Source organism: Lysobacter hankyongensis, from assembly GCF_039543145.1.
Lineage (GTDB): Bacteria > Pseudomonadota > Gammaproteobacteria > Xanthomonadales > Xanthomonadaceae > Lysobacter_I > Lysobacter_I hankyongensis.
This window is the reverse complement of the sequence record NZ_BAABJE010000015.1, coordinates 17,725-43,792: the sequence shown is the minus strand read 5'-3', so window position 1 is coordinate 43,792 and position 26,068 is coordinate 17,725. Positions and strand designations below refer to the sequence as shown.

Sequence of the window (26,068 nt, the reverse complement as noted above, 5' to 3'; positions counted from 1 at the left end):
GCCTCAGGGACTCGGGGGTTCGGGATCCTGGGTGAGGTACCAGCAGCCGTCCTTGCGCTCGAAGCGGTAGGAATTGCCTTCGGACATGCCGTACTGGTAGCGGACGGTACGCACGTCGTCGCCCTGCGCCTCGATCTTGAGGGGCAACGCCGACGCATCCTTCGCGCCTTCACTGTCGACGAAATGGAAGGCCTTGTCGGCGTAGGTCACATTGAAGTCGTCGTACTTCGCGCCGGGCTCGTAGACGAGGACGGTGTCGTCGCCTTCCTCGCCGCCGCCCAGCTCGGCCACCTTGACCAGAGGAGCGATGAAGGCGCGTTCGATCTTCTCGTCGGCGGCGAAATCCTGCAGGAAGGCTTCGAAATCGCCGGAAGGACATGCCATGGCCGCCGCATTCGCCGCCAGCGGCGACACCTTCCACGATTGCACCGCGACCGAACCTTCTTCGCCGGACTTGTTCCAGCGCTCATAGGGGCCATAGGTGGAGACGTCGATGCGCGTGCCCTCGGCGGCATTGGCGAAGGCCATATTGCAGTAGCCATCGCCGCTGCAACTTTCGACTTCCGGCAACTCGCCACAGACGCTGGATGCAGGACCTGCGTTGTTTTCCCAGCAGGCGGGGTCGCGCAACGGCAGCCAGCCGGCATCGAGCAACTGCCTGCGCAGCGTCGCGTAGGGCATGTCCTTGGCGAAGGCGGCATCGACCGCCGGCGTAGCCGGCGAGGCCGCGGCCGGCGGCGTTGCGACGGCCGCCGCTTCGACGGGCGCCGTGCCTGCGGGCGCCGCAGCGACCGCGCCTGCGGCCGGCTCCGAAGGCTTGCAGGCGGCCGACAGCAGTCCGGCGATGAGGAGGGGAATGATTCGGTAGCGCATGAGTGCTGGTCCTTCGTGCTTCTGGGATATGGATGCTGCTGGCGTATCGGAATCCGCCGCTCGGAATCTGCCGAGCGCGGCGGGAGATGGTCAGACGGTACGACCGCGCTCCTGTCGCTGAGCATCGACCGCGGGATCGGAGGGCGCGGCGAGCGCCGCGAGCTGGGCCGTGGATTTTTCGACCGGCTGGGCGACCAGCTCGGCCACGTTCAACGACATGAGGCGATGCGAGGGGTCGCGCAGATCGCCCTGCACCGCGAACACGGTGCCGCCGGGCCCCGGAACGACGTGATCGACCTGCTGCAGCTCCGCGGTGCGGGCCGCGACCATGATCGACGCGGCCGCGCGCTGGCGCGCGGTCTCGCCTTCCAGGCCCGGAACACCGGCCAGCGCGGCATCGATCTGGCGGAAACGGGCGTGATCCGGATGATCGGCATGCGCCACCGACGCCGGCAGCGTCGCGGCGGCCGGCTTTTCGACGCGCGCGTCGGGTGCCATCAGCTTGTCGAGGCCATCGCGGTTGCGGCTGATGTCGTGGATGAGGTCGTAGTTGCTGACGCCGTTGACGTCGCGATAGGCGCGCCCGCCGGTCATCGCCTCACGGGCGCTGTTGAAGCCGACGACATGCGCGGCCTTGAGGAAGCCGGCGACGCGGCCGGGTTTCTCGTCGTCGCCGAGGATGCCCTGCTCGCGGGCGCGGGCGTAGTCGTGTTCGGCATTGACCTTGAACGCGCGGTCCTGCAGGTCCGGCGACTGTTTGTACGCGTCGAGCGTCAGCCCGTTCTTCCAGTTGGCCGGGTCTTCAAGGAATGCGGCCATGCCACCGGTCTTGGCCCACGCCCATTCCGAGCGGTGCCCGCTCATGGCCTGGTCGAGTCTGTCGCGATCGACATAGCCGGCTTCGGCGAGAAATTCAGCGCCGGCCTTGTAGCGCCCAACGAATCCCAGGCGATTGGAAGCGGCCAGTTCGCCGCCGTGACTTTCGGTCATCACGGTGGAGGCGATCAGCCTGCGGGTCGTCGCGTCGTCCAATGTCGCGATCGTGCCCTGTCGGTACTCATCGGCAGTGGCCACTGCCTGTTGTCGAATATCAGCCATCAAGCTGTCTCCAATGGATATTCAACGAGATGTCGCTCGGTGCTGGTCAGCCCTCACGACATCGCATTTCAGCGATCTTTCCGCCGGGCTCATCGTCCGGCGCGCTTCGGTGGAAAAGGAATGTGGTGGAGCCCGGACTGCTGGAACCTCCCTCTTCGTCGACGAAAACGTCCGCACGCAGCGGCACGCAGCCGCGCAGGCGGATCAGGAACGAGAGCCCGCGATCCCCCGCGGCGCCAGGCGCCAGCGGTTCGACCATCGCGGACGGACACTGACGGCGAAGAATCGTCGCGATGTCTTCGCTCGGATAGCACTTGACCACCGCGACGGCTTCGACGCGGCTGGCGCTTCCCAAAAGGGTCACGCCGGATTCGCCTTCGTTGCCTTCGCGCACATCGCCTTCGCCGTCGGGCAACCAGGTATCCCCGAAGCCGGCGAGCAGCAGGGTCCCGCTGCGCGAGAGGTTGATCTGCGGATCGTCCGGTTCGACGTCCTCGACCGGCGCGACGTCGCGCCAGTCCAGGCCGGGGACCGACGCACAGGTCGCCCAATCGAGCCCGCCGCGCGCCGCGAAAAGGACGAGCAGCCGTTCGAGAACGGGAACAGGGATGGGAGCAAGGACGGGTTGGATCACCGGCGCGACCGCCAACGCACGAACAGGCATCCGCGCGACCAGCGCGTAGCCGTTCCGATCCGGCGATGTCGCCCAGGCATGGCCCATGTCCGTTCCGTGACCTCCGGTCTGCATGAAGTTTCCGATCCGGCACGGACGGGCGCCGGGCGGAAACACCCAGCCCGCAGGCTAGCAATTCCCGGCCCACGACGGAAGGGACATGGAGACCGCGCGTCGGGGCGGCACATGGCGCGCATCCTTCGGCTCAGCCGTTCCGCAACCTGCGGACGACGACGATTCCCCCCAAGGCCAGCAGGCCAAGCACCAGCCCCGGAAACCAGCGACTGTGCAACAGCCCGGCGGACGACTCGATGAAATTGGCCCCGTCCCTGTCGAAATCGACGCCCGGCGGCGGATCGGGATCCATGAGATCGAAACGCACGGTCCGCCCGATGCCCGAGACCTCGCGTCCCAGCAGAAGGCGGATATCGCCCGGCATCATCACCTCCAGTTGGTGGCGATAGCCCATGCCCTGCAGCAGGGCGCGGGTCTTCTGCTCGTCGTCGCCGGCCTGCAGGCCGAGCAGCGCGGGCCGCAGCATCGGCCGCGACAGCGGATGGTCGAGGTAGCGGTCGATCGCGAGGTAGGCGCGGCCCGGGTCGGCACCGGAAAACGGCGAATCGTCCTTGCCGAACCCGCGTTCCAGTTCGACAACGTTGCCGGAGACTTCGCATGCCGACCAGCCGACCTCCCTGGCCATGTCGCAGACCATCGCCGCGTGCCGCGCATCGCGGGCGTCGATCTTGTCCCGGGTTTCGCCAGCAAGCCGGGCCCAGCCGGACCAGTCCTGGAACTCGGCATGGCGACGGACCGTGGCCGAGCCGTCGCCATGGACCTCCACGCGATCTTCGATCCGGGCGAATCCGGTCAACAGCAGGGTGCAGGCGACGGCAGACAGCACGCGGGCGAGCCATGCCGGCGCCGACGAGTCGCGCGGGAACCGCGCATGGATGGCCGGTTCGCACCCCATTTGCGTCAGAGCCATCACCGCCCCTCGTCCACGGCACCGGAGATCAAGATGCCGCGGGACGCTGGCGATGACAACGGGACGTGGACAGGCGTTGCTACACTCGGCCACGTCTCCCGGGGAACCTCGTCATGAAAAGCGCCGGCATCGTCCTGATCTCCGCCATCGGCCTCGTCGCCGGCATCCTCGCCTACCACGCGCTCACGCCGGAGCCGCCACGCCCACCCACGGCCGCGGACGTGAAGACCCAGATCGACGCGCTCAAGGCCGAAGCGGCACGCACGCATCCGGGCATGGCCCAGAGCGATGCGATGAAGGAAGTGGCGGTACGCCAGGCCCGCGAGAGCCTCGGCAAGGGCGATGCCGTCAGCCGGTCGCGCACCGCCGCCGGCATCTTCTTCGGTTCCTACTTCATGAACACCCGGGCCCGTCCCGAGTACTGCCGCCAGCGCGGCGTCGATCTGCGGGCCTTCGTCACCGTCTACGAAGACGTCCACCGCGCCGAACTGACGCGCGCACGGGCGATCTTCGCGGAGGCCGGCATGAACCCGGACACGCTGGCGCCCGCGCTGCAGAGCCAGTTCGTCGGCATGGTCGAGCAGGACATGAAGGACTTCGCCGCCGGCGCCCAGGTGCCGCTGGAGCAGACCTGCGGACTGTTCAACGAAAACGCGAAGCTGATCGCGCAGGCCATCGAACTTCCGAAAGAAGTCAGGCAGGCTCTGTTCGCCACGCAGTAACCGCGGAAGGCGCGGATGACCTCAGCGGCGCGCAAGCCCGCTCACCCGGGGCGGCGCCTTCTGTTCGCGCTCAGCGGTCTGGCGACGCTGGCCGCTTCGATCGGCGCACCGGTCCTGCTGCCCTACCCGCTGCTGGTCGCCTCGCTGTGCCGGGACTGGCGGTTGCCGGCTGTTATTCCCGACGGACGCCGCCTGCTGGTCGCGACCCTCGCGGCCTGCCTGGTGCTGGAAACCGGCGCATGGGCGCATAACGTCATCCGCGATGCCGCCGAGCCGGCGCTGTTCCACCCGCAGCTGCTGCCCGACCTGCTGATGGCCATCGGCTTCTATGCCGGCTGGTGGCTGGCGTGGTGGTGGCTGCTGCGGCGCTGGCGCTACACGACCGGCGAAGTCTTCGCGATCACGGCACTTTACGGCGTTTTCATCGAACAGCAGGGCCGTGTCTTCCTGCTCGGCCTGCGGACCCTGCCGACCGGCGCGCTGCTTTGGCTGTTCGTCGCCCTCGCCTACGGGTCGACGATGGCGCTGGCGCATGTCTGGGCCGGCGGGCAGACCGCGCGCAACGCTGCGCAGCCGCAAGGTCGCTGGAAATATCCAGCCGCGCTTGCGGCGATGTTCGTGTGCTCCGTGGGCCTGATGATCCTGTGGAACCTGCCGCTGTCCTGGCTGGACGCGATTCCGCCGGAGCGCCTGCCGATGCGCTCGCATCCGTTCTGGTGAACGCGTCCGATGATCGGGGCGTGAAGCGATACGCCCGGGACAACCTGCCCGGCGTCCGCCGCCGTGTTTTGCTGCGATCATAGGCCCGCATTCCGCACTTCGCCCGCCTATCCCATGACATCGCTGCGTTTCGCGTTTCTCGCCTTCGCCTTGACCCTCACCGCCGGTTGCGGCGGCCCGCCCGTCCGGCCCAATCCGCCCGCCCCCGTCGCGAAACCGGCCGTTCCCACGCCGCCGGTGAAGATCCGCATCGGCCTGGCGCTCGGCGGCGGCGCGGCCAAGGGTTTCGCCCACATCGGCGTGATCAAGATGCTGGAAGCCAACGGCTTCAAGCCAGAGGTCGTCTCCGGCACCAGCGCCGGCAGCGTCGTCGGTGCGCTCTACGCCAGCGGCATGGACGTGTTCCAGTTGCAGGAGCATGCGGTGTCGCTGGACGAAGCCCGCATCCGCGATGTCGCCCTGTTCAACGGCGGGCTGGTCCGCGGCCAGAAGCTGCAGGACTACGTCAACGAGATGGTCGGCAACCGGCCGTTCGAGAAGATGAAGAAACCGTTCGCCGCGGTGTCGACGCGACTGGAGACCGGCGAACGCACCGTCTTCAACCGCGGCAACGTCGGCCAGGCGGTGCGCGCTTCCTGCAGCATTCCGGGTGTGTTCGAGCCGGTGAAGATCGGCGACGGCTATTACATCGACGGCGGCGTGGTCAGCCCGGTGCCGGTGGATGCCGCGCGCCAGCTCGGCGCGGATTTCGTCATCGCCGTGGACATCTCCACCAAGACCACCGGCAAGACCCCGGAATCCATGCTCGGCGTGGTCAATCAATCGATCACGATCATGGGCCAGAAGCTCGGCGAACAGGAACTGGCGCGCGCCGACATCGTGATCCGTCCGCGGGTGAACGATGTCGGCCCGGCCGATTTCGAGCGCCGCAACGCGGTCATCCTCGAAGGCGAGAAGGCCGCCTTGGCGGCGCTGCCGCAGATCCGCGCGAAGCTCGCGCAGATGCGCGTGGCGCGCGCCGCAGCGCAGGCCGCGAAGCGCAACCCGCCTCCGCCACTACCGGAAAAATGCGAGGAACCCGGCCTGATCGGCGGACTGCTGGGTCAGGAACGGAAGTGCAAACCGCGCGGCAACTGAGCGCCGCATGCCTGTAAAGGAAGGGCCGGCGATGCCGGCCCTTCCGCGTCGAGGCAACGCCGCGACTCAATGCACCATGTCGAGCGGCTGGAACTGGATGGCCTGCAGCAGCCCCGTCGACAGGCAGCTGCTGTTCATCAGGTTTGCCAGGTCCTGCTGGCGACGCAGCAGATCGCCGAACGGGCGCGACGGCAGCGTGTTGATCGGATCCGGCTTGTTGAACGTGGTCGGCACCGCGAGCGTGCCGTTGCCCACCAGGAAGCGCGACAGCCCGCTGACCGCCGCCGGCGCTCTGGGTGCGATGTGCAGGAACAAAAGATCCGACGGCTGGTTCCGCGTCTCGCCGCCGTGGCAGGCGTTGCAGGTGCCCAGCGAGAACAGGTGACGCTGCTGGTTACCGACACCGGGCGCGTTCCAGACGGCGCTGTCGGCCACGGAGAAGTTGAAGTTGGAACCGGTCAGGAACGGTTGCCCCGTCCAGGTCGTCGGCACCACATAGGTGCCGCCGAGGATGGCGGCGGAATTGGTGTTGATGTAGTTCGCGAGCAGCGCCGTGTTGTTGCGGGTGTGGTGCGGCGTCTGCTTGGTCGACGTGATGTTGAGCATCGTCACGACCGGCCCCCGGCCCGGCAGCACGAACTCGCGCAACTCCCACAGGGGATTCAGCGCGTTCTCGTTGGTGCGCAACTGGTTGAGCGCGCTGCGGTTGGGCTTGTTCGGCGCCGCGTTGGCGGAGGTGAACTGATCGGTGATCGCCTGGAGCGCCGGATTGAACGCCGCACTGCCGAGCGCGATGTTGCCGAGATTCACCCATTGCTGGGCGTAGTTCTTGACGTTGGTGCAGCCGTTGATCGGCACGCCGTATTCGAAGATCACGGTGAAGGGCGTCGTCGAGCAGCCGCCGGCCACATTGCGGTTCACCACGCCGAAGACCAGCCGTCCCTCGCCCGCGGAACCGCCGCCATAGACCGAATTGCCGCGCAGATCGACGCGGTTGACGATCGCCAGCAGACGGAACGGCGCGCGATCGAGATCGAGCTTGCCGCCGATCCGCGGCCAGGAGTTCAACACCAGTCCACCGATGTTCGGCCGCGCCGGCACCGGGAAGGTGTTGATGGTGTGGTTGACGTTCCAGCTCTGCAACCAGTTCTCGGTGAAGACCGCCGGATCGATGCCGGTGAACGGCTGATTGGCCATGTTGGTCATCAGCGTCTTGAAGGTCCAGGCGCCGTTGGGATTGCCGGTGTTGTTGCAGATGTCGAAGGTGCGGGTCGGATCGTTGACCACCGACAGATCGGTGATCATCAGTTCGCGCCGAGGATCGACCGCGGATGGCGGCATCGAAATCGTGAATTTCCTGATCTGGAACGGCGTGGACGACAGCCGGGCGCTTTCGACGACCTTGGGATCGATGAACCCGAACGGATCTTCGCCCAGGAACTCGCGTCCCGCGAACACCGCCTCTCCTTTCGCCCGGGTTTCGACGATCAGGCTCTGGCGATCGCGCTGTTCCTGCACGAACCTGTCGAAATCGAAGCGGATCATGCCGTTGAAGCGGAACTTGTCTACGGGATCGCGCTTGAACGTGAAGGTGTCCTTGTCGACCACGAGCGGCAGGACATCGGGAAGGTCCGACCCTTCGCGGAAGCGGATCGACAGTCGTGCGTTGCCTTCGGGATCGCTGCTGCTTTCCATCGGCGTGAGTTCCATGTCTTCCACCGGCGGCAGACGCGGCACGGTCGTCTCGGCGAGGCCCGAGACAGGCGACAGGCCACCGACCTTCGGGGCGGGCCAGGTCTGGCGCGCGAGGACGGAATTCGCACCGTCCACGGAAACGTCCGCGACGGTTCGGCCCGACGCAGCGCTCTTCGCGGCGACGGCGCCCGTGCCTCCGGGCAGATCGCATGCGGCCAGTCCGCATGTCAGGAAAAAGACCGCGATGGGCGACAGCCATCGGCCGGAAGAGACGTTCGTGGATAAACGCTTTCGCATGACGATTCACTCCTTGTGAATGGGAAAGGTGCCGCGATCTGCGCGAAGCGCGCACGGTGCCTGTCCCGGCATCCATGCCGCATCCCATCGACGCCCTGTGCCGATGCGTTCTGTCGGAATTTCCGTCGAAGCCTTCCCGCAGATCCATCACGATCGCGACGCGGTCCAAGGGCGTCACCCGCGTCGCACTGCATCCTAAGCAAAGGGCCGGCATGGCCGGCCCTTTTTCGTCATGAATTGTTTCGATCGAATCGATTCAATGTATCGATCACGCACGCGAGTCGCGGCGCCCGCCCGGCTTGCCTTGGCCCTGCCCGCGGCCCTGGCCCTGCTTCTGGCCGGTATGCGCATGCGCGTGGGCGCCGCGGTCGGCCGGTTTGCCGTGGGCGCGATGGCCCGGCTTGCGCGGCGTACGATTGCCGCCGGGGCGCTGACCACCCGGACGCGGAGCGCCCGGCGCATTGCCGTCGAGACGGATCGGACGGCTGGGTTCGTAGCCTTCGATCGCTTCCAGCGCGATGTCGGCCTTCAGCAGACGCTGGATCTGGCGCAGCAACTGCGCTTCGTCCGGCGACACCAGCGAGAGCGCTTCGCCGGTCATGCCGTTGCGGCCGGTGCGGCCGATGCGATGCACGTAATCCTCGGCCACCATCGGCAGATCGTGGTTGATCACCAGCGGCAGGTTCGGGATGTCGAGGCCGCGCGCGGCCACGTCGGTGGCGACCAGGATGCGGGCCTTGCCGGACTTGAAGGCGTTGAGCGCCTTCTGGCGCGCGGCCTGGCTCTTGTTGCCGTGGATCGCGACCGCCGGCAGACCGGCGGTTCCGAGCTGCTCGGCCAGTCGATTGCAGCCGTGCTTGGTCTTGCCGAAGATCAGCACCTGCTCGGAGTGGCGACGGGTCAGGATGTCGATCAGCAGATCGCGCTTGCGCGAGCCGTCGACCGGATGCGCGCGATGCTGGATGGTCGCGGCGATGGCGTTCTGCGCGGCGACCTGCACCTGCTTCGGCTCGCGCATGAATTCGAGGGCGAGCTGCTTGATCTGGGATTCGAACGTGGCCGAGAACAGCAGGGTCTGACGCTCGGTCGGCACGCGCGCGAGGATGCGCTTCATCGCCGGCAGGAAACCCATGTCGAGCATGCGGTCGGCTTCGTCGAGGACCAGGATCTCGATCGCGTCGAGCTTCGCGGCGCCCTGCTGCATGTGGTCGATCAGGCGACCGGGGGTGGCGACGAGGATGTCGACGCCGCGACGCAGGTTGTCGACCTGCGGGCCCATCCCGGCGCCGCCGAAGATGGTGGTGACGTTGAGACGGAGGTACTTGCTGTAACTGCGGATGCTGTCGGCGACCTGCACCGCGAGTTCGCGGGTGGGTACCAGGATCAGCGCGCGGGGCTTGCGCGGGCCGGTGGCGGGCTTGTTGCCCTCGGCCAGGCGCTGCAGCAGCGGCAGGCCGAAGGCGGCGGTCTTGCCGGTGCCGGTCTGGGCGCCGCCGAGCACGTCGTGGCCGGCCAGTACCAGCGGGATGCCCTCGGCCTGGATCGGCGTGGGGGTGGCATAACCGTTGTCGGCGAGCGCGCGCAGCAACGCGGGCGCGAGCCCGAGCGATTCGAAAGACATGATGTGTGGAACTCCGGTGGAATCGCGTCGACGGCCGGCTCCCGTGGGGAATCGGTCCGCGGCGGACGCGAAGCGTTACTCGGAGCTTTCCAACCGCGCTGCGAGCAAAGGATGAAACGACGCGCCACATGGCGGGTCGTGTTCGGCGCGACGAAAGACGTGCGGAGAGTGCTGCGACACCGGGCGCCGGAAACTGGCGATGGCCGGGACGGCAGCGGCTGTGATCGGGAAAACGGACCAGCCGTGCGCGAAACAGGGCGGATGCTACGCGAAAACTCCGGCCGCCGCCAGCAAATCCCTGAACCGGCTGGGATTTTCGTCGGAAGGCGACGACCGGTCGGTGACCGGGAGGTTGTCGTTGGGCTCAGACCTCGAGCACCAGCCCCGGCCGCGCCAGGGTGGCGCTGATCCCGTACGCCTCGCCGATCTCGCCGGCCAGCGCCTCGCGCGCCTTGTCCTCGCCGTGGACCAGCGCCAGCGGCGGACGGTCGCGGAAGCCCGCGTACCAGTCCATCAGGCCGCGCTGGTCGGTGTGCGCCGACAGTCCGCCGACCGTATGCCGCTGCGCGTTCACGCGCACGTCGTGCCCGTGGATGCGCACCCATTTCGCGCCGTCGACGATCCGCCGCCCGGTGGTGCCTTCGGCCTGATAGCCGACGAAGACCACGTGGGTCTGTTTGCGATGCAGGCGATGTTTGAAGTGATGCAGGATGCGGCCCGCGTTGGCCATGCCCGAACCGGCGATGACGATGATGCCGCGCTCCATGCGGTTGATCGCCATCGATTCGTCGACGCTTTCGGTGATGTGCAGGTTCGGCAATCTGAACGGGCTCGGATGGTTGCGCCAGACCCGTTTCGCGTCGTCGTCGAAGAGGTCGTGGTGGCGGTCGTACACGTCGACCACCTTCGAGGCCATCGGGCTGTCGAGGAAGATCTGCCAGCGCGACATCTTCCAGTCGTCCCAGTGTTTGGCGAACCAGTACAGCAGTTCCTGGGTGCGGCCGACCGCGAACGCGGGAATCAGCACCACGCCGCCCGACCGCCAGGCATCGTCGAGGATCTCTTCCAGTTCGTGGATCGTCTCCGCGCGATCGCGATGCAGGCGGTCGCCGTAGGTCGATTCCATCAGCACCAGATCGGCATCGGCGATCTCCGCCGGATCGCGCAGGATCGGCGTGCCCTTCGGGCCGAGGTCGCCGGAAAACACCACCTTGCGGCCATCGCCCCACAGCTCGACGCTGCAGGACCCGAGGATATGGCCGGCGTCGCGGAAGCACATCTCCACGCCCGGAGACAGTTCGGTGCGGACGTCGTAGGGCAGCGGGCGCACCTGCCGCATCGCCTCGCGCACGTCGTCCTTGGTGTACAGCGGCACCGCCATCGGCTGGCCGTGGCGGCGGTCGCGATTGGCGCGCATGGCCTCGCTTTCGGCGATGCCCGCGGCGTCCAGCAGCATCACCGGCATCAGGTCGGCGGTGGCGGCCTGGGCGTAGATCGGGCCGCGGAAGCCACGCTGCACCAGCAGCGGCACCCGGCCGATATGGTCGATATGGGCGTGGCTGAGGATCAGCGCGTCCAGCGCGCTGGGCTCGAAGGGGAACGGGTCGGCGTTGCGGGCTTCGGCTTCCGGGCTGCCCTGGATCATGCCGCAGTCGAACAACAGGCGCTGGCCGGCGACTTCGACCTCGTGCAGGGAACCGGTGACCTCGCCGGCGGCGCCGTGGAAAGTGACGCGCATTGTCCGCTCCGTTCTGGTGTGACGACCGGGCCAAAACTACCACGACCGCAGGTGCGGGACCGTCGCAGCGCCTCCGCATGCGCCGGGAGCGCATGACCTTCGACACCAGCCGGACGCCGGGCAGCGCGCTACAGTCGTACGGCGCCCAACCGGACGCGCCTCTCCTTTCACATGCCCGCCGGGCTGGAGTCTCCGTGAACGCTCAACCCTCCTCGCGCCTCAAGCCGCGCGTCCTGCTGCTGTCGCTGGCCATCGCCGCGTCCCTCGCCGCCTGCAAGAAGGACGATGCCGCGCCCGCCGCGGATACCGCCGCCAAGGCCGCAGCGCCTGCGCTGACCCTCGACGAAAGCAAGCTGCCGCCGTTCAACCAGTTCAAGGCCGCCGACCTCGACACCACCAAGAACGCCTGCGCCGACTTCGCCGGGTTCGTCAACGGCAAGTGGCTCGCCGCCAACGCCATCCCGGGCGACCGCACCTCTTGGGGCGCATTCGAGATGCTGGACGAACGTTCGACCTCGGTGCAGCGCCAGCTCGCCGAGCAGGCCGCCGCGATGTCCGGCGCCAAGGGCGTGGAGAAGATCGTCGGGGACATCTGGGCCACCGGCATGGACGAGGCGAAGATCAACGCCCAGGGCATCGCCCCGCTCAAGAGCCGCCTCGACGCTATCGACGCGCTGACCGACGGCGCTTCGGTCGCCGAGCATCTGCGCAAGAGCTTCGCCAAGGGCGAGCAGGCGGTCTTCGGCTTCGGCCCGAGCGCCGACTTCAAGGATTCGTCGATGAACATCGCCTATGTCGCCCAGGCCGGCCTCGGCCTGCCCGACAAGGCCTACTACTTCGACGCCGACAAGAAGGAAAAACTCGCCGCCTACGAACAGCACATCGCCAAGGTGCTGGAACTGTCCGGCGTCGCCGCGGCCGATGCCGCGAAGCAGGCCAAGGACGTGGTCGCGTTCGAAACCCGCCTGGCCAAGGCCTCGAAGTCCAGCGAAGAACTGGCCCGCGACGTGTCGCTGTACTACAACCCGGTGTCGGTGGCGGACGCCGACAAGAAGACCCCGAATTTCCCGTGGAGCAAGTTCTTCGAATCGCAGGGCATCGCCGCACCGAAGATGTTCTCGATGGCGATTCCGGAATTCCACGTCGAGTTTGACAAGATGCTGGCCGACACCCCGGTCGAGCACTGGAAGAGCTACCTGCGCTTCCACACCGTCGACGGCGCCTCGCCGTTCCTCGGCGACGCCTTCGCCGACGAGAATTTCAACTTCTACCGCAAGACCATGCGCGGACAGAAGGAACAGCAGCCGCGCTGGAAGCGCGTGCTCGACACCATCGAGGGCCAGACCGGCGAAGCGCTGGGCCAGATGTACGTGCAGGTGGCGTTCCCGCCGGAATCGAAGGCGCGCATGGAGGAACTGGTGAAGAACCTCAGCGCGGCGCTGAAGGGCCGGCTGGAAAACCTCGCGTGGATGAGCCCGGAGACCAAGCAGAAGGCGATGGACAAGTGGGCCACGTTCACGCCGAAGATCGGTTACCCGGACAAGTGGCGCGACTGGACCGGTCTGGACACCTCGCGCGGCAGCTACATCGAGAACGTGCTGGCCGCGAACGAGTTCAACTACAAGTGGAACCTCGGCAAGATCGGCAAGCCGGTCGACAAGACCGAATGGGGTATGAGCCCGCAGACGGTGAACGCCTACTACAACCCGCAGTTGAACGAGATCGTGTTCCCGGCCGCGATCCTGCAGCCGCCGTTCTTCGACGCCAAGGCCGACGACGCGTTGAACTACGGCGGCATCGGCGCGGTCATCGGCCACGAAATGATCCACGGCTACGACGACCAGGGCAGCCGCTTCGGGCCGACCGGCAACTTCGAGAACTGGTGGACCGACGCCGACATGAAGGGCTTCATGGGCCTGACCGGCAAGCTGATCGCGCAGTTCGACGCCTACGAGGCCGCACCCGGCAAGAAGGTCAACGGCAAGCTGACGCTGGGCGAGAACATCGCCGACCTCGGCGGCCTGGCGGTGGCCTACGACGCCTTCCAGCGCGCCAGCGAAGGCAAGCCCGACGCCAAGGTCGAAGGGCTGCCGCGCGAACAGCGCTTCTTCCTCAACTGGGGCACGGTGTGGCGCCGCAACTTCACCCCGGACGAGCTGGCGGTGCGCCTGACCACCGATTCGCACGCGCCCGCCAACTTCCGCGCCGTCGGCGCACCGTCGAACCACCCGGCCTTCGCCGAAGCGTTCGCGTGCAAGGCCGGCGACCCGATGGTGCGCGACGGCGACAAGCGCATCGCGATCTGGTAAGCGCGGGCCACCGCGTTTTCGACCGTGCGTTTCGCCACAAGGGCCCGGAGCGATCCGGGCCCTTGTCGTTGCGGCGTACGGGTGCATCCACCGGGCGAAACGCGCCGTATCCATCGGCATGCAAACCTTCACCGCCCTCGCCCACGCCCGGTCATGCGATCCGCACGATCGCGATGGCGTCGCCCCCGGCTCCCGCCGTCCTCGTCACGGAATCCGGGAGACCCTCTTGCCGTCCCGCGGCCTGTCCCCGAACATGGCGGCCCGCCCGCACGCCACGACAGGACTCCGGATGCCCGAAATCCGCGCATACGACGCAGCACAGGAGACCCCGGGTCTCGACGCACTGCTGGTCGACATCGCCGGCGGCAGCCGCAACGCCTTCGAATCGCTGTATCGCGCGACGTCCTCGCGGTTGTTCGCGATCTGTCTGCGGGTGCTGTCCGATCGCGCCGAGGCCGAGGACGTGCTGCAGGACGTCTTCACGACGATCTGGCACAAGGCGCACCAGTTCGATCCCGGACGCGCCAGTCCGATCGCCTGGCTGGCGATGATCGCCCGCAACAAGGCCATCGACCGCCTGCGGGCCGCGCCCGCGCGCGGCACCCTGGCCCCGATCGAGTTCGCGGACGACGTCGCCGATGCCGGCGCGACCCCGCTGCAGACCGCGGTCTCCGCCGATGAGCGCGAACGACTGGAAGCCTGCATGCGCCAGCTCGACCCGCGCCGCCAATCGCTGATCCGCGCCGCGTTCTTCGAAGGTTCCACCTACGAAGAACTCGCGCAGCGCATCGCCTCGCCGCTGGGCTCGGTCAAGAGCTGGATCCGTCGCGGCCTGCTGCAACTGCGCGGTTGCCTCGAAGCATGAACATCCGCGACCTCAACGAGCAGGATTTCGAAGGCCGCGAGCCGCCGTCGGCGGACATCTTCGCCGGCGAATACGTCCTCGGCGTGCTCGACGCCGAACAGCGCCGCGAAGCGCAGACCCGCATCGCGAACGACCCGGGATTCGCCCGCCTCGTCGCCGACTGGGAGCAGCGCCTGGCGCCGCTGCTGGCCGAGTTCGACGGCGCCGAGATCCCGCCGCACCTGTGGCCACGCATCCGCAGTCGTCTCGGTTGGCCGGCGGTCGAAACCGGCAGGTCCGTCGACGCCGCCACCGCGAAGCCCGGTCTGTGGCAGAGCGCCGGTTTCTGGCGTGCGGCCACCGGTCTGGCCGCGGCCGCCGCGATCGCCGCGGTGGCCATCGGTCCGCTGGGGCTGTTCCGCGAGGACATCGCGACGCCGGTCGGCCCCGGCACGATCGCGGTCGAACCGCCACCGCCGCCGGTCGAGGATCCCGATGCGCCCAAGCCGGTCAGCACGCTGCTTCGCGACGACGGCAAGCCGGGTTGGCTGGCGTCGGTCGATGCGAAGGCCGGCACCGTGCTGATGGTGCCGGTGCCCGCCGGCGCCGACGCCGAAGGCCGCGTGCCGGAACTGTGGCTGATTCCGCCGGGCGAAACGCCGAAGTCGCTCGGCCTGGTGTCGATCGACCGCTCGCACACGGTCAAGGTGCCCGACACGCTGCGCGATGCGTTGGCGAAGGGCGCGCTGCTGGCGATCACGCTCGAACCGAATGGCGGCGCGCCGCAGGGCATTCCGACCGGCCCGATCATCGCCAAGGGCGATATCGTCACGCTGTGATGCGGGCAACGTTGCGGAGCCATCCGCGCAACGCAGCGATCTGATTCGAAACGCGGGGGCGGTGCATCCGAACGCACCGCCTCCGCGTAGAGGTACCGACAGCCAAGGAATTGCGCATGCCGGTACACGCTCCGCCCCACTCCGATCCGTCCGTCGCACCGCGACGCGTCTCCGCCCTCCATCGCGGCATCGCCGCCGTCGCCCGCTGGTTCGATACCGGCACCCTGGCGAACGAATCCACCGCCGAAGGCGACCGCATCGACTGGTTGCGCGCGATTCCTTTTCTCGGCATGCATCTGGCCTGCCTGGCGGTGTTCCAGGTTGGCGTGTCGTGGATCGCGGTCGCGGTCGCGGCCGCGCTCTACGCGGTGCGGATGTTCGCGATCACCGGCTTCTACCACCGCTATTTCTCGCATCGCACCTTCCGCACCTCGCGCGCGGTGCAGTTCGTGTTCGCGCTGATCGGCGCGTCCTGCGTGCAGCGCGGGCCGCTGTGGTGGGCGGCGCATCATCGCAACCATCATCGTCACTCCGACACCGCGCAGGACGTGCATTCGCCGGTGGTCCACGGGTTCTGGCGCAGCCACGTCGGCTGGTTCCTCACCCGTCACGGCTTCCGCACCGACTGGGAACGCATCCGCGACCTCGCGCGCTATCCGGAACTGCGCTGGCTGGACCGCTTCGACACCCTGGTGCCGGTGCTGCTGGCGGTGGCGCTGTTCCTGCTCGGCGGCTGGCTGGAAGACGCCGCACCGCAGCTCGGCACCGACGCCTGGCAGATGCTGGTCTGGGGATTCTTCGTCTCCACCGTCGCGCTGTTCCACGCCACCGTGACCATCAACTCGCTGGCGCACCGCTTCGGCAAGCGCCGTTTCGACACCCGCGACGACAGCCGCAACAATCTGTGGCTGGCGCTGCTGACCTTCGGCGAAGGCTGGCACAACAATCATCACTTCTTCCCGGGCTCGGCGCGACAGGGCTTCCGCTGGTGGGAGATCGACCTGACCTACTACGGTCTGCGCGTGATGGCGCTGCTGCGCCTCGTCCACGATCTCAAACCGGTGCCGGCCTGGGTGGCCGCCAGAGCGCGCGGCGCGCGGACGGGAGCGGCCTGATGCGCATCGCCATCGTCGGTTCCGGCATCGCCGGCCTCGCCTCCGCCTGGCTGCTCTCGAAAGACCCGCGCCACGAGGTCGTGCTGTTCGAGGCCAACGATTATCTCGGCGGCCACACCCATACCCACGACATCGCGCTGCATGGCAGGCGATATGCGGTCGACAGCGGTTTCATCGTCCACAACCCGGCGCACTACCCGCTGTTGACCGCGCTGTTCGACGAACTCGGCGTCGCCTCGCAGCCGACGACCATGAGTTTCTCGGTACGCAACGAGGCCTCGGGGCTGGAATACAACGCCACCGATCTCGACGGACTGTTCTGCCAGCGCCGCAATCTGCTGTCGCCGCGTTTCTGGGGCATGCTGCGCGACCTGTTCCGCTTCTATCGCGAAGCGCCCGCGCTGCTCGACCAGCCCGGCGAGGGCCCGACGCTCGGCGACTATCTCGACCGCAACGGCTACGGCGCGATGTTCCGCGACGATCACCTGCTGCCGATGGCCTCGGCGCTGTGGTCGTCGCCCTCGGCCCGGATCCTCTCGTTCCCGGCGAAATATCTCGTGCAGTTCATGGCCAACCACCAGATGCTGCAGGTCAGCGATCGGCCGCAGTGGCGCGTGGTGCGCGGCGGATCGAACGCCTACGTGCGCGCGCTGCGCGCTCGCTGGCGCGTGCAGGAGCGCCTGTCGACGCCGGTCTCGATGGTGCTGCGCGACGACGATGGCGTCACCGTGTTCACCGATACCGACGCCGGCAGCGGCGCCGAACGCTTCGATTGGCTGGTGCTGGCCTGTCACAGCGATCAGGCGCTGCGCCTGCTCAGCGACGCGAGCGAACGCGAGCGCTCGGTGCTCGGCGCGATGCCCTACCAGGCCAACGACACCGTGCTGCACACCGATGCGCGCCTGCTGCCGCGTCGGCGCAAGGCATGGGCGGCGTGGAACGCGCTGGTACCGCGCGATCCGGGCGATGTCTGCACCGTCAGCTATTGCATGAACCTGCTGCAGGGTATCGAATCGCCCGAACCCTTCGTGGTCACGCTCAATCGCACCGATGCCATCGATCCGGCGAAGATCCTGCGCCGCATGCGCTATCACCATCCGGTCTACAGCCACGCGTCGGTCGCCGCGCAGCAGCGCAAGGCCGAGATCCAGGGCCAACGGCGCACCTGGTTCGCGGGCGCGTACTGGGGCTGGGGGTTCCACGAGGACGGCATGCGCAGCGCGGTCGAGGTCGCGGCATCGATGGGCATCGCATGGTCGCCGCGCATCAGCGACGACCGCGCCGATATCGCGACGCCGGAAGCGGTCGCCGCATGAACGATGCGCTCGCCAGCGCCGTGTACGAAGGCACGGTCCGGCATCGCCGGCACCTGCCGCATCCGCACGCGTTCCGCTACCGGATGGCGCAGCTGTACCTGGATCTCGACGAAATCGACCGGGTGTTCGACCGCTCACGGCTGTGGTCGGCGGACCGCCGCAATCTCGCCGAATTCCGCCGCAGCGATTATCTCGGCGACCCCGCCGTGCCGCTCGCCGAAGCGGTGCGCGCGCGCGCCGCCGAAGTGCTCGGCCGGCGCCCGCAGGGCGCGATCCGGCTGCTGACGCATCCGCGCTATTTCGGCTTCGTCTTCAATCCGGTGAGTTTCTACTACTGCCACGCCGCCGACGGCGCGCTCGACTGCATCGTCGCCGAGATCACCAACACGCCATGGAAGGAACGCCACGCCTACGTGCTGCCGGTCGACGGCGCCGACGCGCACGGCCGCGCGCTGCGCTGGTCGTTCCCGAAGCGGTTCCACGTGTCGCCGTTCATGGCGATGGACCGCGACTACGACTGGCGCTTCACCGCACCGGGCGCGGACCTGCATGTCCACATGGACGTGCTGCGCGACGGCGCGCGCGAATTCGACGCCAGCCTGCACCTGCGGCGCCGCGCGCTGGACGCCGCCTCGCTGCGGCGGCTGCTGTGGCGCTATCCGCTGATGACCGCGCAGGTGGTCGGTGCGATCCACTGGCAGGCGCTGCGGCTGTGGCTCAAGCGCAATCCGGTGCACGACCACCCCACACGGGCGCGAACGCCTTCCCTTCCCCTCCGAGGTTCACGATGACCGAACTCGCCAACCGCATCGACGCCGCCGTCGACGCCGTGCATGCCGCCGACTACGGCGCGCTCGATCGTTTCCTGCGCAAACGGCTGATCGCGCGGATGTCGCGGTTGCGCCATGGACGACTGACGCTGCACGACGCGCTGGGCACGGTCGAACTCGGCGAGCCCGCGCACGTCGACACCGATCTGTGCATCCGCATCGAAGTCGATTCGCCCGGCTTCTACCGCGCGGTCGCCGCCAACGGCAGCGTCGGCGCCGGCGAGGCCTGGATGGACGCGCAGTGGCGCTGCGACGACCTTGTGGGCCTGGTGCGGCTGCTGGTGCGCAACCGCGACCTGCTCGACGCCATGGAAACCGGTCCCGCGCGTCTGGGCGGCCTGGCGATGCAGACCTGGCATGCCCTGCGCCGCAACACCCGCAGCGGCAGCCGCCGCAACATCGCCGCGCACTACGACCTCGGCAACGATTTCTTCCGCCTGTTCCTCTCCTCGGACCTGATGTACTCCTCGGGCATCTGGGCCGGCGAGGACGACACCCTCGAAGCCGCCTCCACCCGCAAGCTCGATCGCATCTGCCGCAAGCTGGACCTGAAGCCCGGCGATCACGTGCTGGAGATCGGCACCGGCTGGGGCGGCTTCGCCGTGCACGCGGCCCGCCATTACGGCTGCCGCGTCACCACCACCACGATCTCGAAGGAACAGCATGCGCTCGCCGCGCAGCGGGTGGCGGAAGCGGGCCTGGAAGATCGGGTCGTGCTGCTGTTGCAGGACTATCGCGATCTCACCGGCACCTACGACAAACTGGTCTCGATCGAGATGATCGAGGCGATCGGCGCGCAGTATCTCGACACCTATTTCGCGAAGATCGGCGCGCTGCTCAAGCCCGACGGGCTGGCGCTGGTGCAGGCGATCACCATCGAAGACCACCGCTACGCACAGGCGCTGCGCTCGGTCGATTTCATCAAGCGCCACGTGTTCCCCGGCAGCTTCATTCCGTCGGTCGCGGCGATGGTCGCGGCCAAGGGCCGCGCCAGCGATCTGGCCCTGATCCAGATGGAGGATTTCGGACTGTCCTACGCGCGCACGCTCGAAGCCTGGCGCCGACGCTTCCTCGGCGCGCTGCAGGAAGTGCGTGCGCAGGGCTTCGACGACCGTTTCATCGCGATGTGGGAGTTCTATCTGGCGTATTGCGAAGGCGGATTCCGCGAACGTTCGATCGGCGTGGCGCAACTGCTGATGGCCCGGCCCGGTCATCGCCGGCCGGCGCCGATGCCCGATCTGCCGACGCATGTGCACGCGCATCGACCGGACGAACTGCAGGCATGAGTGTCTGGGCGAATCTCGTCGGTTACCAGTGCGTCTGGTTCGCCGCGGTGATCGGCGCCGGCCGCGGCCTGTGGTGGCCGGCTGTGATCGCCGCGGCGCTGTTCGCGCTGCTGCATCTCGCATTCCATTCGCAGACGCCCGCAGAGCGCGCGGCGGATTTCCGCCTGATGGCGGTGGCGATCGGCTGCGGCCTGCTGCTCGACGGCGGGCTCGCGTCCTCCGGACTGGCGGCATACGCCGCCGACGATGTCGCCATTCCCGGTGTCGGCGCACCGCTGTGGATCGTGTCGCTGTGGGCCGCGTTCTCGCTGACGCTGCGACACTCGATGACCTTCCTGCTGCATCGCCCGCTGGTCGGCCTGGCGTTCGGCGCCATCGGCGGGCCGCTGGCGTATCTCGGCGCGGCGCGCGGCTGGCAGGCCATCGCCTTCGTCGAACCGCACTGGATGGCGCTGGTCGCGCTGGCGATCGGTTGGGGCATCGCGATTCCGCTGTTGACGACGCTGGCGGTGCGCTGGTCCGCACCGACGCCCCTCTCCGCACGTCCCGTCATCTGATCTTTTGAAGCTGGTCTTTTGAAGCATTCCACGAGGATTCCGCCATGACCCGAACCGCCGTCCTGCCCCGCGAACTCGACCGCGACCGCCCCGGTCCGGGACTGATCGGCCTGGCCGAGCGCGGCCTGCTGCCCGATGCGCTGCTGCGCCTCGGCATCCGCCGCCAGTGCGAAGACCGCCTGCGCATCGAACTCGCCGGCGGGCCCGAGGCCCAGGCCGAACGCTTCCGCGAGCGCATCGGCCAGTTGCGCAGCAGCCCGGTGGCGATCCACACCGACGCGGCCAACGCCCAGCACTACGAACTGCCGCCGGCCTTCTTCAGGCATTGCCTCGGCAATCGCCTGAAATATTCCTGCGCCTACTACCCGCGCGGCGACGAGACCCTCGACCAGGCCGAAGACGCGATGCTGAAGCTCTACGGCGAACGCGCCGAACTCGCCGACGGCCAGCGCATCCTCGAACTCGGCTGCGGCTGGGGTTCGCTGACGCTGTGGATGGCGGAGCATTATCCCAACGCGCGGATCACCGCGGTCTCCAACTCGCGACCGCAGCGCGAGCACATCGAAACCCAGTGCCGCGTCCGCGGCTTCGGGAACGTCGAAGTGATCACCTGCGACGTGAACCGGCTGCAGTTGCCGGACGCCGGATTCGACCGCTGCGTCTCGATCGAAATGTTCGAGCACATGCGCAACTACGAACGCCTGCTCGGCGACATCGGCCGCTGGCTCACGCCCGGCGGCAAGCTCTTCGTCCACATCTTCGCCCACAAGACCCTGATGTATCCCTTCGAAACCGAAGGCGAGGACAACTGGATGGGCCGGCATTTCTTCACCGGCGGGCTGATGCCGGCCTCCGACACGCTGCTGTGGTTCCAGCGCGCGCTGCGGATCGAACAGCGCTGGCACGTCGACGGCACGCATTACGAGAAGACCGCGAACCACTGGCTGCGGAACCAGGACGACAACCGCGAAACGGTGATGGCGGTGCTGCGCGAGGCTTACGGCGAACACGCGGCGCTGTGGTTCCAGCGCTGGCGGATGTTCTGGATGGCCTGCGCCGAATTGTTCGGCTACGACGACGGCCGGGAATGGCTGGTCGCGCACTATCGTTTCGTCCGGCCGGAGTAAGCGTGTCTGCAACGCCACCGCCATGCGCACCGGTAGAGCGGCCTTCAGGCCGCTGCTTTTCCATACCGCAAGCGCAGCGGCCTGAAGGCCGCTCTACCGGCGGCGCTGTTGGGCCGTCCGGATTTCATATGCACTCCATGAATCCTGAGAAAAAACGCATCCGTACTGGAGTCTCGTCGTGAAAAAGCTGATCGCTTCCGCCCTGCTGGGTCTTATCGGAGCCGCCGCCATGTTCGCCTTCAACGCCAACGGCAAAACGCCCATCCCGCCGGTCGCGAACGTGGACCTGCCGCGGTTCATGGGCGACTGGTACGTCATCGCACACATCCCGACCTTCCTGGAGAAGAACGCCTACGATGCGGTCGAGTCCTACGCGCTGCGCGACGACGGCCGGATCCAGACCACGTATCGCCAGCGCAAGGGCGGCTTCGACGCGCCGGTCGACGTGATGCGGCCGGTCGGCACGGTACGCCCGGGCACCGGCAACGCGGTCTGGGGCATGCAGTTCGTGTGGCCGATCAAGGCCGAATACGTGATCGTGCATCTCGACGCCGACTACACCCAGACCATCATCGGCCGCAGCGCGCGCGACTACGTCTGGATCATGGCCCGTACCCCGCGCATTCCCGAGGCCGACTACGCCGCCCACGTCGAACGCCTGAAGGCGCTGGGCTACGACACCGCGAAACTGCGGCGGGTCCCGCAACCGGACGCCTCGCCCGCTCCCTGAACGGCAGCCGCGCGGCCGCGCACGGCATAACGTGACGCCGGCGGCGTTCGGGGCTCGGGGCCCGCTTGCTACACTGCCCCGATCCCCCGAACGGACCTGACGCCGCGATGCCGAACCTCTCCATCCTGCGCCCCTCTGCCCTCGCTTTCTGCCTGGTCCTCGCCGTCGCCGCACCGCAGGCCGACGCCGCGAAGCGGCGCAAGCCCGCGGCGCCCGCCCCGAAGGCCACGCCCGCGCCCACCGCCTGCAGCGACTTCCATCTGTTCGCGAACGCGGACTGGCTGAAGGCGAATCCGGTCCCGGCGGAGGGCGGCGTCAGCGCGTTGGGACAGCTCGCCGAGCGGTCGCTGCAGCAGCAGCGCCAGCTGCTGGACGATGCGGCGAAATCGCCGCAGAACGGCATCCAGAAGCTGCTCGGCGATTTCTGGGCCAGCGGCCTGGACGAAGCCGCGGTGGAACGCGACGGCGCCGCGCCGATCGCACCGCTGCTGGCGCGCATCGGCGCGATCAAGAAACCGCAGGACGTGGCGCCGGCGATCGCCGCGCTGCACCAGGTCGGCATCCCGGTGGCCTTCAACTTCACCGCCGACCTCGATCTCAAGCAGCTCGACACGTATTTCGGCTATTTCGCGCAGGGCGGTCTGGGCCTGCCCGACGCCAGTTTCTACACCCGCACCGACGCCGACGCGCGCGCCCTGCTCGGCCGCTACAACGGCCACGTGCAGAAGATCCTCGCCCTGTCCGGCACCCCGCAGGCGAAGCTCGCCGGCGAAGCGCAACTGGTGATCGATCTGGAAACCCGCATCGCGCGGATGTCGAAGACCCAGGATGCGCTGCGCGGCCTGCGCGCCAACTACAACCCGGTGCCCACCAAGGATTTCGCGAAGAAATACCGCAACCTGCAGCTCGCCGCCTTCCTCAAGGCGCAGGGCGTGAACGCCGAGCAGGTGTCGATGGCCGATCCGGCGCTGTTCGCGCAGCTCGACAAACTGGCCGGCAGCCTGAAGCCGGCGCAGTGGCAGGCGTATCTGCGCTTCCACGTCGGCAACACGATGGCGCCCTATCTCAGCAAGAACTGGCGCGAGGTCGACCACGATTTCCGCGGCAAACTGCTGCGCGGCGAAGACGAACCCGCGCCGCGCTGGAAACAGGTGCTGGACGCGATCAACGCCTCGGCCGGCGCGATGGTCGCGCGCGAATACGTCGCCCGCCATCTGCCGGACGCGACCCGCGAGCGCGCGGACGCCATCGCCCGCAGCGTGAAGGAAGCGCTGGGCACCGCGATCGACCGCAACACCTGGATGGACGCGCCGACCAAGATCGAGGCGCGCGCGAAACTGGATCGCGTGAAGATCGAGATCGGCGCACCGCGCAGCGATCTCGATTTCACCGCCCAGCCGATGGGTCGCGGCAGCTTCGGCGGCAACATCCTGATCGCATCGACCTGGCATCACCGCGAAGAGATGAAACGCATCGGCCGCGCCAACGCCGATCGGCGCTGGGACGTGCTGCCGCAGTACCCCGCGCTGGGCTACGACCTCGCCCACAACCGCCTGTTCGTCAGCGCCGCGCTGCTGCAGCCGCCGGTGCTGGACATGCAGCAGCCGCTGGCCGCGCAGTACGGCGGTTTCGGCGCCGTCGTCGGCCACGAACTCAGCAGCGTGGTCGACGCCAGCGGCCGCCGGGTCGACGCCAGCGAAACCCTGCGCGACTGGTGGTCGGCGGACACCGCGACGGCGTGGAATGCGCGCACCGCGCCGCTGGCCGCGTTCTACGGCCGCCTCGCCTATCCCGGCAACCCGACGCTGAAGATCGACGGCGCCCGCGTGCTCGAACAGAGCGTCGCCGATCTGGCCGGTCTGGAACTGGCCTGGGCCGCCTACGAAAAGGCCGAGCCGCAGGCCAAGGCCGCCGATCAGCAGCCGTTCTTCCGCGGCTGGTCGCGACTGTGGACGCAGCAGTTGTCGGCGCAGGCCGCCGCGGCGCACGCTGCCGGTTCTCCCTACCCGCCGGGACACTGGCGCAGCAACGGCCCGCTGATGCAGCTCTCCGCGTTCGGCAGCGTCTTCGGCTGCAAGGCCGGCAGCGCGATGCTGTTGCCGGAGGCCGAGCGCGTTTCGATCTGGCGCTGATCGCTCGGCGCGCATCGGCACACCGCACGCCCCACGGAACCCCATGACCACCGACCACCCGCCGCATCCGCAGGTCGCGGCGCTGCTCGCAGCGCTCCGCGCCACGCCCGACAACGTACCGCTGCAGGGGCTGGTGATCGACGCCTGCTGCGAACACCGCGACGCCGCCGCGCTGCTCGACGCGCATGCGCTGTGCGGGCCCGCGCTGCTCGACGATCCCGATCGCCGTGCGCGCGCGCTGCGGCTGCTCGCGGATGCCGGCGAACACGCGGCGATCGCGCGCATCGCAGCACCCGATTCCGCGGAGGCATCGATGGCGCAGGCGCGGCTGCTGTTCGCGGACGGGCGCCGCGCCGAAGCGCAGGAGGCCTATCGCGCGGCGGTGGCGGCGAATCCGGCGATCGAGGACGCGGCCTTCGCCTCGCAGCTCAGCGGCCGGGTCGTGTCGCTCGCGGACGCGCGCGCCCGCAACGACGCCGGCCCTCTGCCCGGCGCGGTGACCAGCATCGCCAACGACGACACCGCCGAGTGGGATTCGGTGCGCTATCTCGAACCGGTCGCGACCCGGATGGGCTTCGCCGATGTCGGCGGGCTGGACGAGGTCAAGCGCGAAATCACCCGACGCATCATCACCCCGTTCCTGAAGCCATCGCTGTTCCAGCGCTTCAAGCGCCAGTCCGGCGGCGGCATCCTGCTCTACGGCCCGCCCGGCTGCGGCAAGACCCTGCTGGCGCGCGCCACCGCCGGCGAATGCGGGGCGAAGTTCTACAACGTCTCGATCACCGACGTGCTCGACATGTACATCGGCGAATCCGAGCGCAAGCTGCACGAAATCTTCGAACAGGCGCGGCGCACCGCACCGTCGGTGATCTTCTTCGACGAGATCGAGGCGATCGGCGGCAAGCGCCAGCATGCGCGGGAAGCGACGTCCGCGAAGATGGTCAGCCAGTTCCTCACCGAGCTCGACGGTTTCGCGCAGAACAACCAGCACGTGCTGGTGCTCGGCGCGACCAACGTGCCTTGGGCGGTGGATCCGGCGTTCCGCCGGCCCGGCCGCTTCGACCGCGTGCTGTTCGTACCGCCACCGGACGCCGCCGCGCGCAAGGTCATCCTCGGCCTGCTGCTGGACGGGCGGCCGGTCGCGGCCGACATCGACGTCGACGAGATCGTGCGTCGCACCTCGGGCCATTCCGGCGCCGATCTGCGCAATCTGGTCGACACCGCCGCGGACGAAGCGATCGAAGCCTCCATCGCTTCCGGTCGCGAAACCGAGATCGCGATGCGCCACGTCCGCGACGCGCTGGCTCAGATCCGACCGACCACGCTCGAATGGCTGACCAGCGCGCGCAACCACGCGCGCTACGCCAACCAGGGCGGGCAGTACGACGAAGTGCTGAAATTCCTCGAAAAGCAGGGCTGAGCCG

The 26,068-nt window shown here is 68.1% G+C and carries 22 protein-coding genes; 15 read left to right on the top strand and 7 right to left on the bottom strand.

Going from position 1 to position 26,068, the window contains the following annotated elements; translation table 11 throughout:
- Window positions 1-3 precede the first annotated feature (3 nt).
- The 4 genes from ABD974_RS14465 to ABD974_RS14450 all read right to left on the bottom strand — a co-directional run bounded on the left by ABD974_RS14465 (window position 4) and on the right by ABD974_RS14450 (window position 3,722).
- Window positions 4-873 (bottom strand): hypothetical protein, encoded by an 870-nt coding sequence (locus tag ABD974_RS14465; protein ID WP_345304042.1) that lies wholly within the window; start codon window positions 871-873, stop codon window positions 4-6.
- Between the two features lie 90 nt (window positions 874-963).
- Window positions 964-1,971, bottom strand: coding sequence for an XVIPCD domain-containing protein (locus ABD974_RS14460; protein WP_345304041.1), 1,008 nt, complete (start codon window positions 1,969-1,971; stop codon window positions 964-966).
- A gap of 46 nt (window positions 1,972-2,017) precedes the next feature.
- Window positions 2,018-2,692: a hypothetical protein gene (locus ABD974_RS14455; RefSeq protein WP_345304040.1), complete on the bottom strand. Its 675-nt coding sequence runs from the start codon at window positions 2,690-2,692 to the stop codon at window positions 2,018-2,020.
- Between the two features lie 157 nt (window positions 2,693-2,849).
- Window positions 2,850-3,722, bottom strand: coding sequence for a hypothetical protein (locus ABD974_RS14450; RefSeq protein ID WP_345304039.1), 873 nt, complete (start codon window positions 3,720-3,722; stop codon window positions 2,850-2,852).
- Between the two features lie 20 nt (window positions 3,723-3,742).
- On the opposite strand from ABD974_RS14450, the gene ABD974_RS14445 reads away from it, so the two are divergent.
- From ABD974_RS14445 to ABD974_RS14435, 3 genes are all read left to right on the top strand, one after another.
- Complete coding sequence (locus tag ABD974_RS14445; RefSeq protein WP_345304038.1) at window positions 3,743-4,351, top strand: hypothetical protein; 609 nt, start codon at window positions 3,743-3,745, stop codon at window positions 4,349-4,351.
- Between the two features lie 15 nt (window positions 4,352-4,366).
- A complete protein-coding gene (locus ABD974_RS14440) occupies window positions 4,367-5,071 on the top strand; it encodes a hypothetical protein (protein WP_345304037.1) in 705 nt (234 codons plus the stop codon).
- Window positions 5,072-5,185: 114 nt separating this feature from the next.
- Window positions 5,186-6,208 carry a patatin-like phospholipase family protein gene (locus ABD974_RS14435; protein WP_345304036.1) on the top strand — a complete coding sequence of 341 codons (1,023 nt, stop codon included), beginning with the start codon at window positions 5,186-5,188 and terminating at the stop codon, window positions 6,206-6,208.
- A 66-nt stretch (window positions 6,209-6,274) separates the two neighbouring features.
- Here ABD974_RS14435 and ABD974_RS14430 read toward each other — a convergent pair whose 3' ends face one another.
- The 3 genes from ABD974_RS14430 to ABD974_RS14420 form a co-directional block, all read right to left on the bottom strand.
- The gene (locus ABD974_RS14430; protein ID WP_345304035.1) at window positions 6,275-8,038 is read right to left on the bottom strand and encodes a hypothetical protein; all 1,764 of its coding nucleotides are present in this window, start codon (window positions 8,036-8,038) and stop codon (window positions 6,275-6,277) included.
- A 430-nt stretch (window positions 8,039-8,468) separates the two neighbouring features.
- Window positions 8,469-9,821, bottom strand: coding sequence for a DEAD/DEAH box helicase (locus ABD974_RS14425; protein WP_345304034.1), 1,353 nt, complete (start codon window positions 9,819-9,821; stop codon window positions 8,469-8,471).
- Window positions 9,822-10,185: 364 nt separating this feature from the next.
- Complete coding sequence (locus ABD974_RS14420; protein ID WP_345304033.1) at window positions 10,186-11,559, bottom strand: MBL fold metallo-hydrolase RNA specificity domain-containing protein; 1,374 nt, start codon at window positions 11,557-11,559, stop codon at window positions 10,186-10,188.
- A 92-nt stretch (window positions 11,560-11,651) separates the two neighbouring features.
- Between ABD974_RS14420 and ABD974_RS14415 the strand changes: the two genes are divergently transcribed.
- The 12 genes from ABD974_RS14415 to ABD974_RS14360 all read left to right on the top strand — a co-directional run bounded on the left by ABD974_RS14415 (window position 11,652) and on the right by ABD974_RS14360 (window position 26,064).
- Entirely contained in the window at window positions 11,652-13,868 is a 2,217-nt protein-coding gene (locus tag ABD974_RS14415; RefSeq protein ID WP_425562708.1) for a M13 family metallopeptidase, read from the top strand.
- A 289-nt stretch (window positions 13,869-14,157) separates the two neighbouring features.
- On the top strand, window positions 14,158-14,733 hold the full coding sequence (locus ABD974_RS14410; RefSeq protein WP_345304031.1) for a sigma-70 family RNA polymerase sigma factor: 576 nt from the start codon (window positions 14,158-14,160) through the stop codon (window positions 14,731-14,733).
- Window positions 14,730-15,551 (top strand): anti-sigma factor, encoded by an 822-nt coding sequence (locus tag ABD974_RS14405; protein ID WP_345304030.1) that lies wholly within the window; start codon window positions 14,730-14,732, stop codon window positions 15,549-15,551. The genes ABD974_RS14410 and ABD974_RS14405 overlap by 4 nt, the downstream gene beginning before the upstream one ends.
- Before the next feature lie 116 nt (window positions 15,552-15,667).
- Entirely contained in the window at window positions 15,668-16,666 is a 999-nt protein-coding gene (locus ABD974_RS14400) for an acyl-CoA desaturase (protein WP_425562707.1), read from the top strand.
- Window positions 16,666-17,982, top strand: coding sequence for an NAD(P)/FAD-dependent oxidoreductase (locus ABD974_RS14395; protein ID WP_345304029.1), 1,317 nt, complete (start codon window positions 16,666-16,668; stop codon window positions 17,980-17,982). Before ABD974_RS14400 ends, ABD974_RS14395 begins: the two co-directional genes overlap by 1 nt.
- Window positions 17,979-18,773 carry a DUF1365 domain-containing protein gene (locus ABD974_RS14390; protein WP_345304028.1) on the top strand — a complete coding sequence of 265 codons (795 nt, stop codon included), beginning with the start codon at window positions 17,979-17,981 and terminating at the stop codon, window positions 18,771-18,773. Before ABD974_RS14395 ends, ABD974_RS14390 begins: the two co-directional genes overlap by 4 nt.
- Window positions 18,770-20,098, top strand: a complete 1,329-nt coding sequence (locus ABD974_RS14385) for a class I SAM-dependent methyltransferase (RefSeq protein ID WP_345304027.1) — start codon at window positions 18,770-18,772, stop codon at window positions 20,096-20,098. The genes ABD974_RS14390 and ABD974_RS14385 overlap by 4 nt, the downstream gene beginning before the upstream one ends.
- Entirely contained in the window at window positions 20,095-20,655 is a 561-nt protein-coding gene (locus ABD974_RS14380; protein ID WP_345304026.1) for a DUF2878 domain-containing protein, read from the top strand. The genes ABD974_RS14385 and ABD974_RS14380 overlap by 4 nt, the downstream gene beginning before the upstream one ends.
- 44 nt (window positions 20,656-20,699) lie before the next feature.
- Window positions 20,700-21,782 (top strand): SAM-dependent methyltransferase, encoded by a 1,083-nt coding sequence (locus ABD974_RS14375; RefSeq protein WP_345304025.1) that lies wholly within the window; start codon window positions 20,700-20,702, stop codon window positions 21,780-21,782.
- Window positions 21,783-22,011: 229 nt separating this feature from the next.
- Window positions 22,012-22,512, top strand: coding sequence for a lipocalin family protein (locus ABD974_RS14370; RefSeq protein WP_345304181.1), 501 nt, complete (start codon window positions 22,012-22,014; stop codon window positions 22,510-22,512).
- 107 nt (window positions 22,513-22,619) lie between these two features.
- On the top strand, window positions 22,620-24,644 hold the full coding sequence (locus tag ABD974_RS14365; RefSeq protein ID WP_345304024.1) for a M13 family metallopeptidase: 2,025 nt from the start codon (window positions 22,620-22,622) through the stop codon (window positions 24,642-24,644).
- 43 nt (window positions 24,645-24,687) lie between these two features.
- Complete coding sequence (locus tag ABD974_RS14360; RefSeq protein ID WP_345304023.1) at window positions 24,688-26,064, top strand: ATP-binding protein; 1,377 nt, start codon at window positions 24,688-24,690, stop codon at window positions 26,062-26,064.
- The last annotated feature ends 4 nt before the right edge of the window (window positions 26,065-26,068 follow it).

What these genes read in the sequence shown, in the direction of transcription:
- ABD974_RS14465 (WP_345304042.1), bottom strand. Translation starts at nt 873, where the DNA reads ATGCGCTACCGAATCATTCCCCTCCTCATCGCCGGACTGCTGTCGGCC.
- ABD974_RS14460 (WP_345304041.1), bottom strand. Translation starts at nt 1,971, where the DNA reads ATGGCTGATATTCGACAACAGGCAGTGGCCACTGCCGATGAGTACCGA.
- ABD974_RS14455 (WP_345304040.1), bottom strand. Translation starts at nt 2,692, where the DNA reads ATGGGCCATGCCTGGGCGACATCGCCGGATCGGAACGGCTACGCGCTG.
- ABD974_RS14445 (WP_345304038.1), top strand. Translation starts at nt 3,743, where the DNA reads ATGAAAAGCGCCGGCATCGTCCTGATCTCCGCCATCGGCCTCGTCGCC.
- ABD974_RS14440 (WP_345304037.1), top strand. Translation starts at nt 4,367, where the DNA reads ATGACCTCAGCGGCGCGCAAGCCCGCTCACCCGGGGCGGCGCCTTCTG.
- ABD974_RS14435 (WP_345304036.1), top strand. Translation starts at nt 5,186, where the DNA reads ATGACATCGCTGCGTTTCGCGTTTCTCGCCTTCGCCTTGACCCTCACC.
- ABD974_RS14425 (WP_345304034.1), bottom strand. Translation starts at nt 9,821, where the DNA reads ATGTCTTTCGAATCGCTCGGGCTCGCGCCCGCGTTGCTGCGCGCGCTC.
- ABD974_RS14420 (WP_345304033.1), bottom strand. Translation starts at nt 11,559, where the DNA reads ATGCGCGTCACTTTCCACGGCGCCGCCGGCGAGGTCACCGGTTCCCTG.
- ABD974_RS14415 (WP_425562708.1), top strand. Translation starts at nt 11,652, where the DNA reads ATGACCTTCGACACCAGCCGGACGCCGGGCAGCGCGCTACAGTCGTAC.
- ABD974_RS14410 (WP_345304031.1), top strand. Translation starts at nt 14,158, where the DNA reads ATGCCCGAAATCCGCGCATACGACGCAGCACAGGAGACCCCGGGTCTC.
- ABD974_RS14405 (WP_345304030.1), top strand. Translation starts at nt 14,730, where the DNA reads ATGAACATCCGCGACCTCAACGAGCAGGATTTCGAAGGCCGCGAGCCG.
- ABD974_RS14400 (WP_425562707.1), top strand. Translation starts at nt 15,668, where the DNA reads ATGCCGGTACACGCTCCGCCCCACTCCGATCCGTCCGTCGCACCGCGA.
- ABD974_RS14395 (WP_345304029.1), top strand. Translation starts at nt 16,666, where the DNA reads ATGCGCATCGCCATCGTCGGTTCCGGCATCGCCGGCCTCGCCTCCGCC.
- ABD974_RS14390 (WP_345304028.1), top strand. Translation starts at nt 17,979, where the DNA reads ATGAACGATGCGCTCGCCAGCGCCGTGTACGAAGGCACGGTCCGGCAT.
- ABD974_RS14385 (WP_345304027.1), top strand. Translation starts at nt 18,770, where the DNA reads ATGACCGAACTCGCCAACCGCATCGACGCCGCCGTCGACGCCGTGCAT.
- ABD974_RS14380 (WP_345304026.1), top strand. Translation starts at nt 20,095, where the DNA reads ATGAGTGTCTGGGCGAATCTCGTCGGTTACCAGTGCGTCTGGTTCGCC.
- ABD974_RS14375 (WP_345304025.1), top strand. Translation starts at nt 20,700, where the DNA reads ATGACCCGAACCGCCGTCCTGCCCCGCGAACTCGACCGCGACCGCCCC.
- ABD974_RS14370 (WP_345304181.1), top strand. Translation starts at nt 22,012, where the DNA reads ATGTTCGCCTTCAACGCCAACGGCAAAACGCCCATCCCGCCGGTCGCG.
- ABD974_RS14365 (WP_345304024.1), top strand. Translation starts at nt 22,620, where the DNA reads ATGCCGAACCTCTCCATCCTGCGCCCCTCTGCCCTCGCTTTCTGCCTG.
- ABD974_RS14360 (WP_345304023.1), top strand. Translation starts at nt 24,688, where the DNA reads ATGACCACCGACCACCCGCCGCATCCGCAGGTCGCGGCGCTGCTCGCA.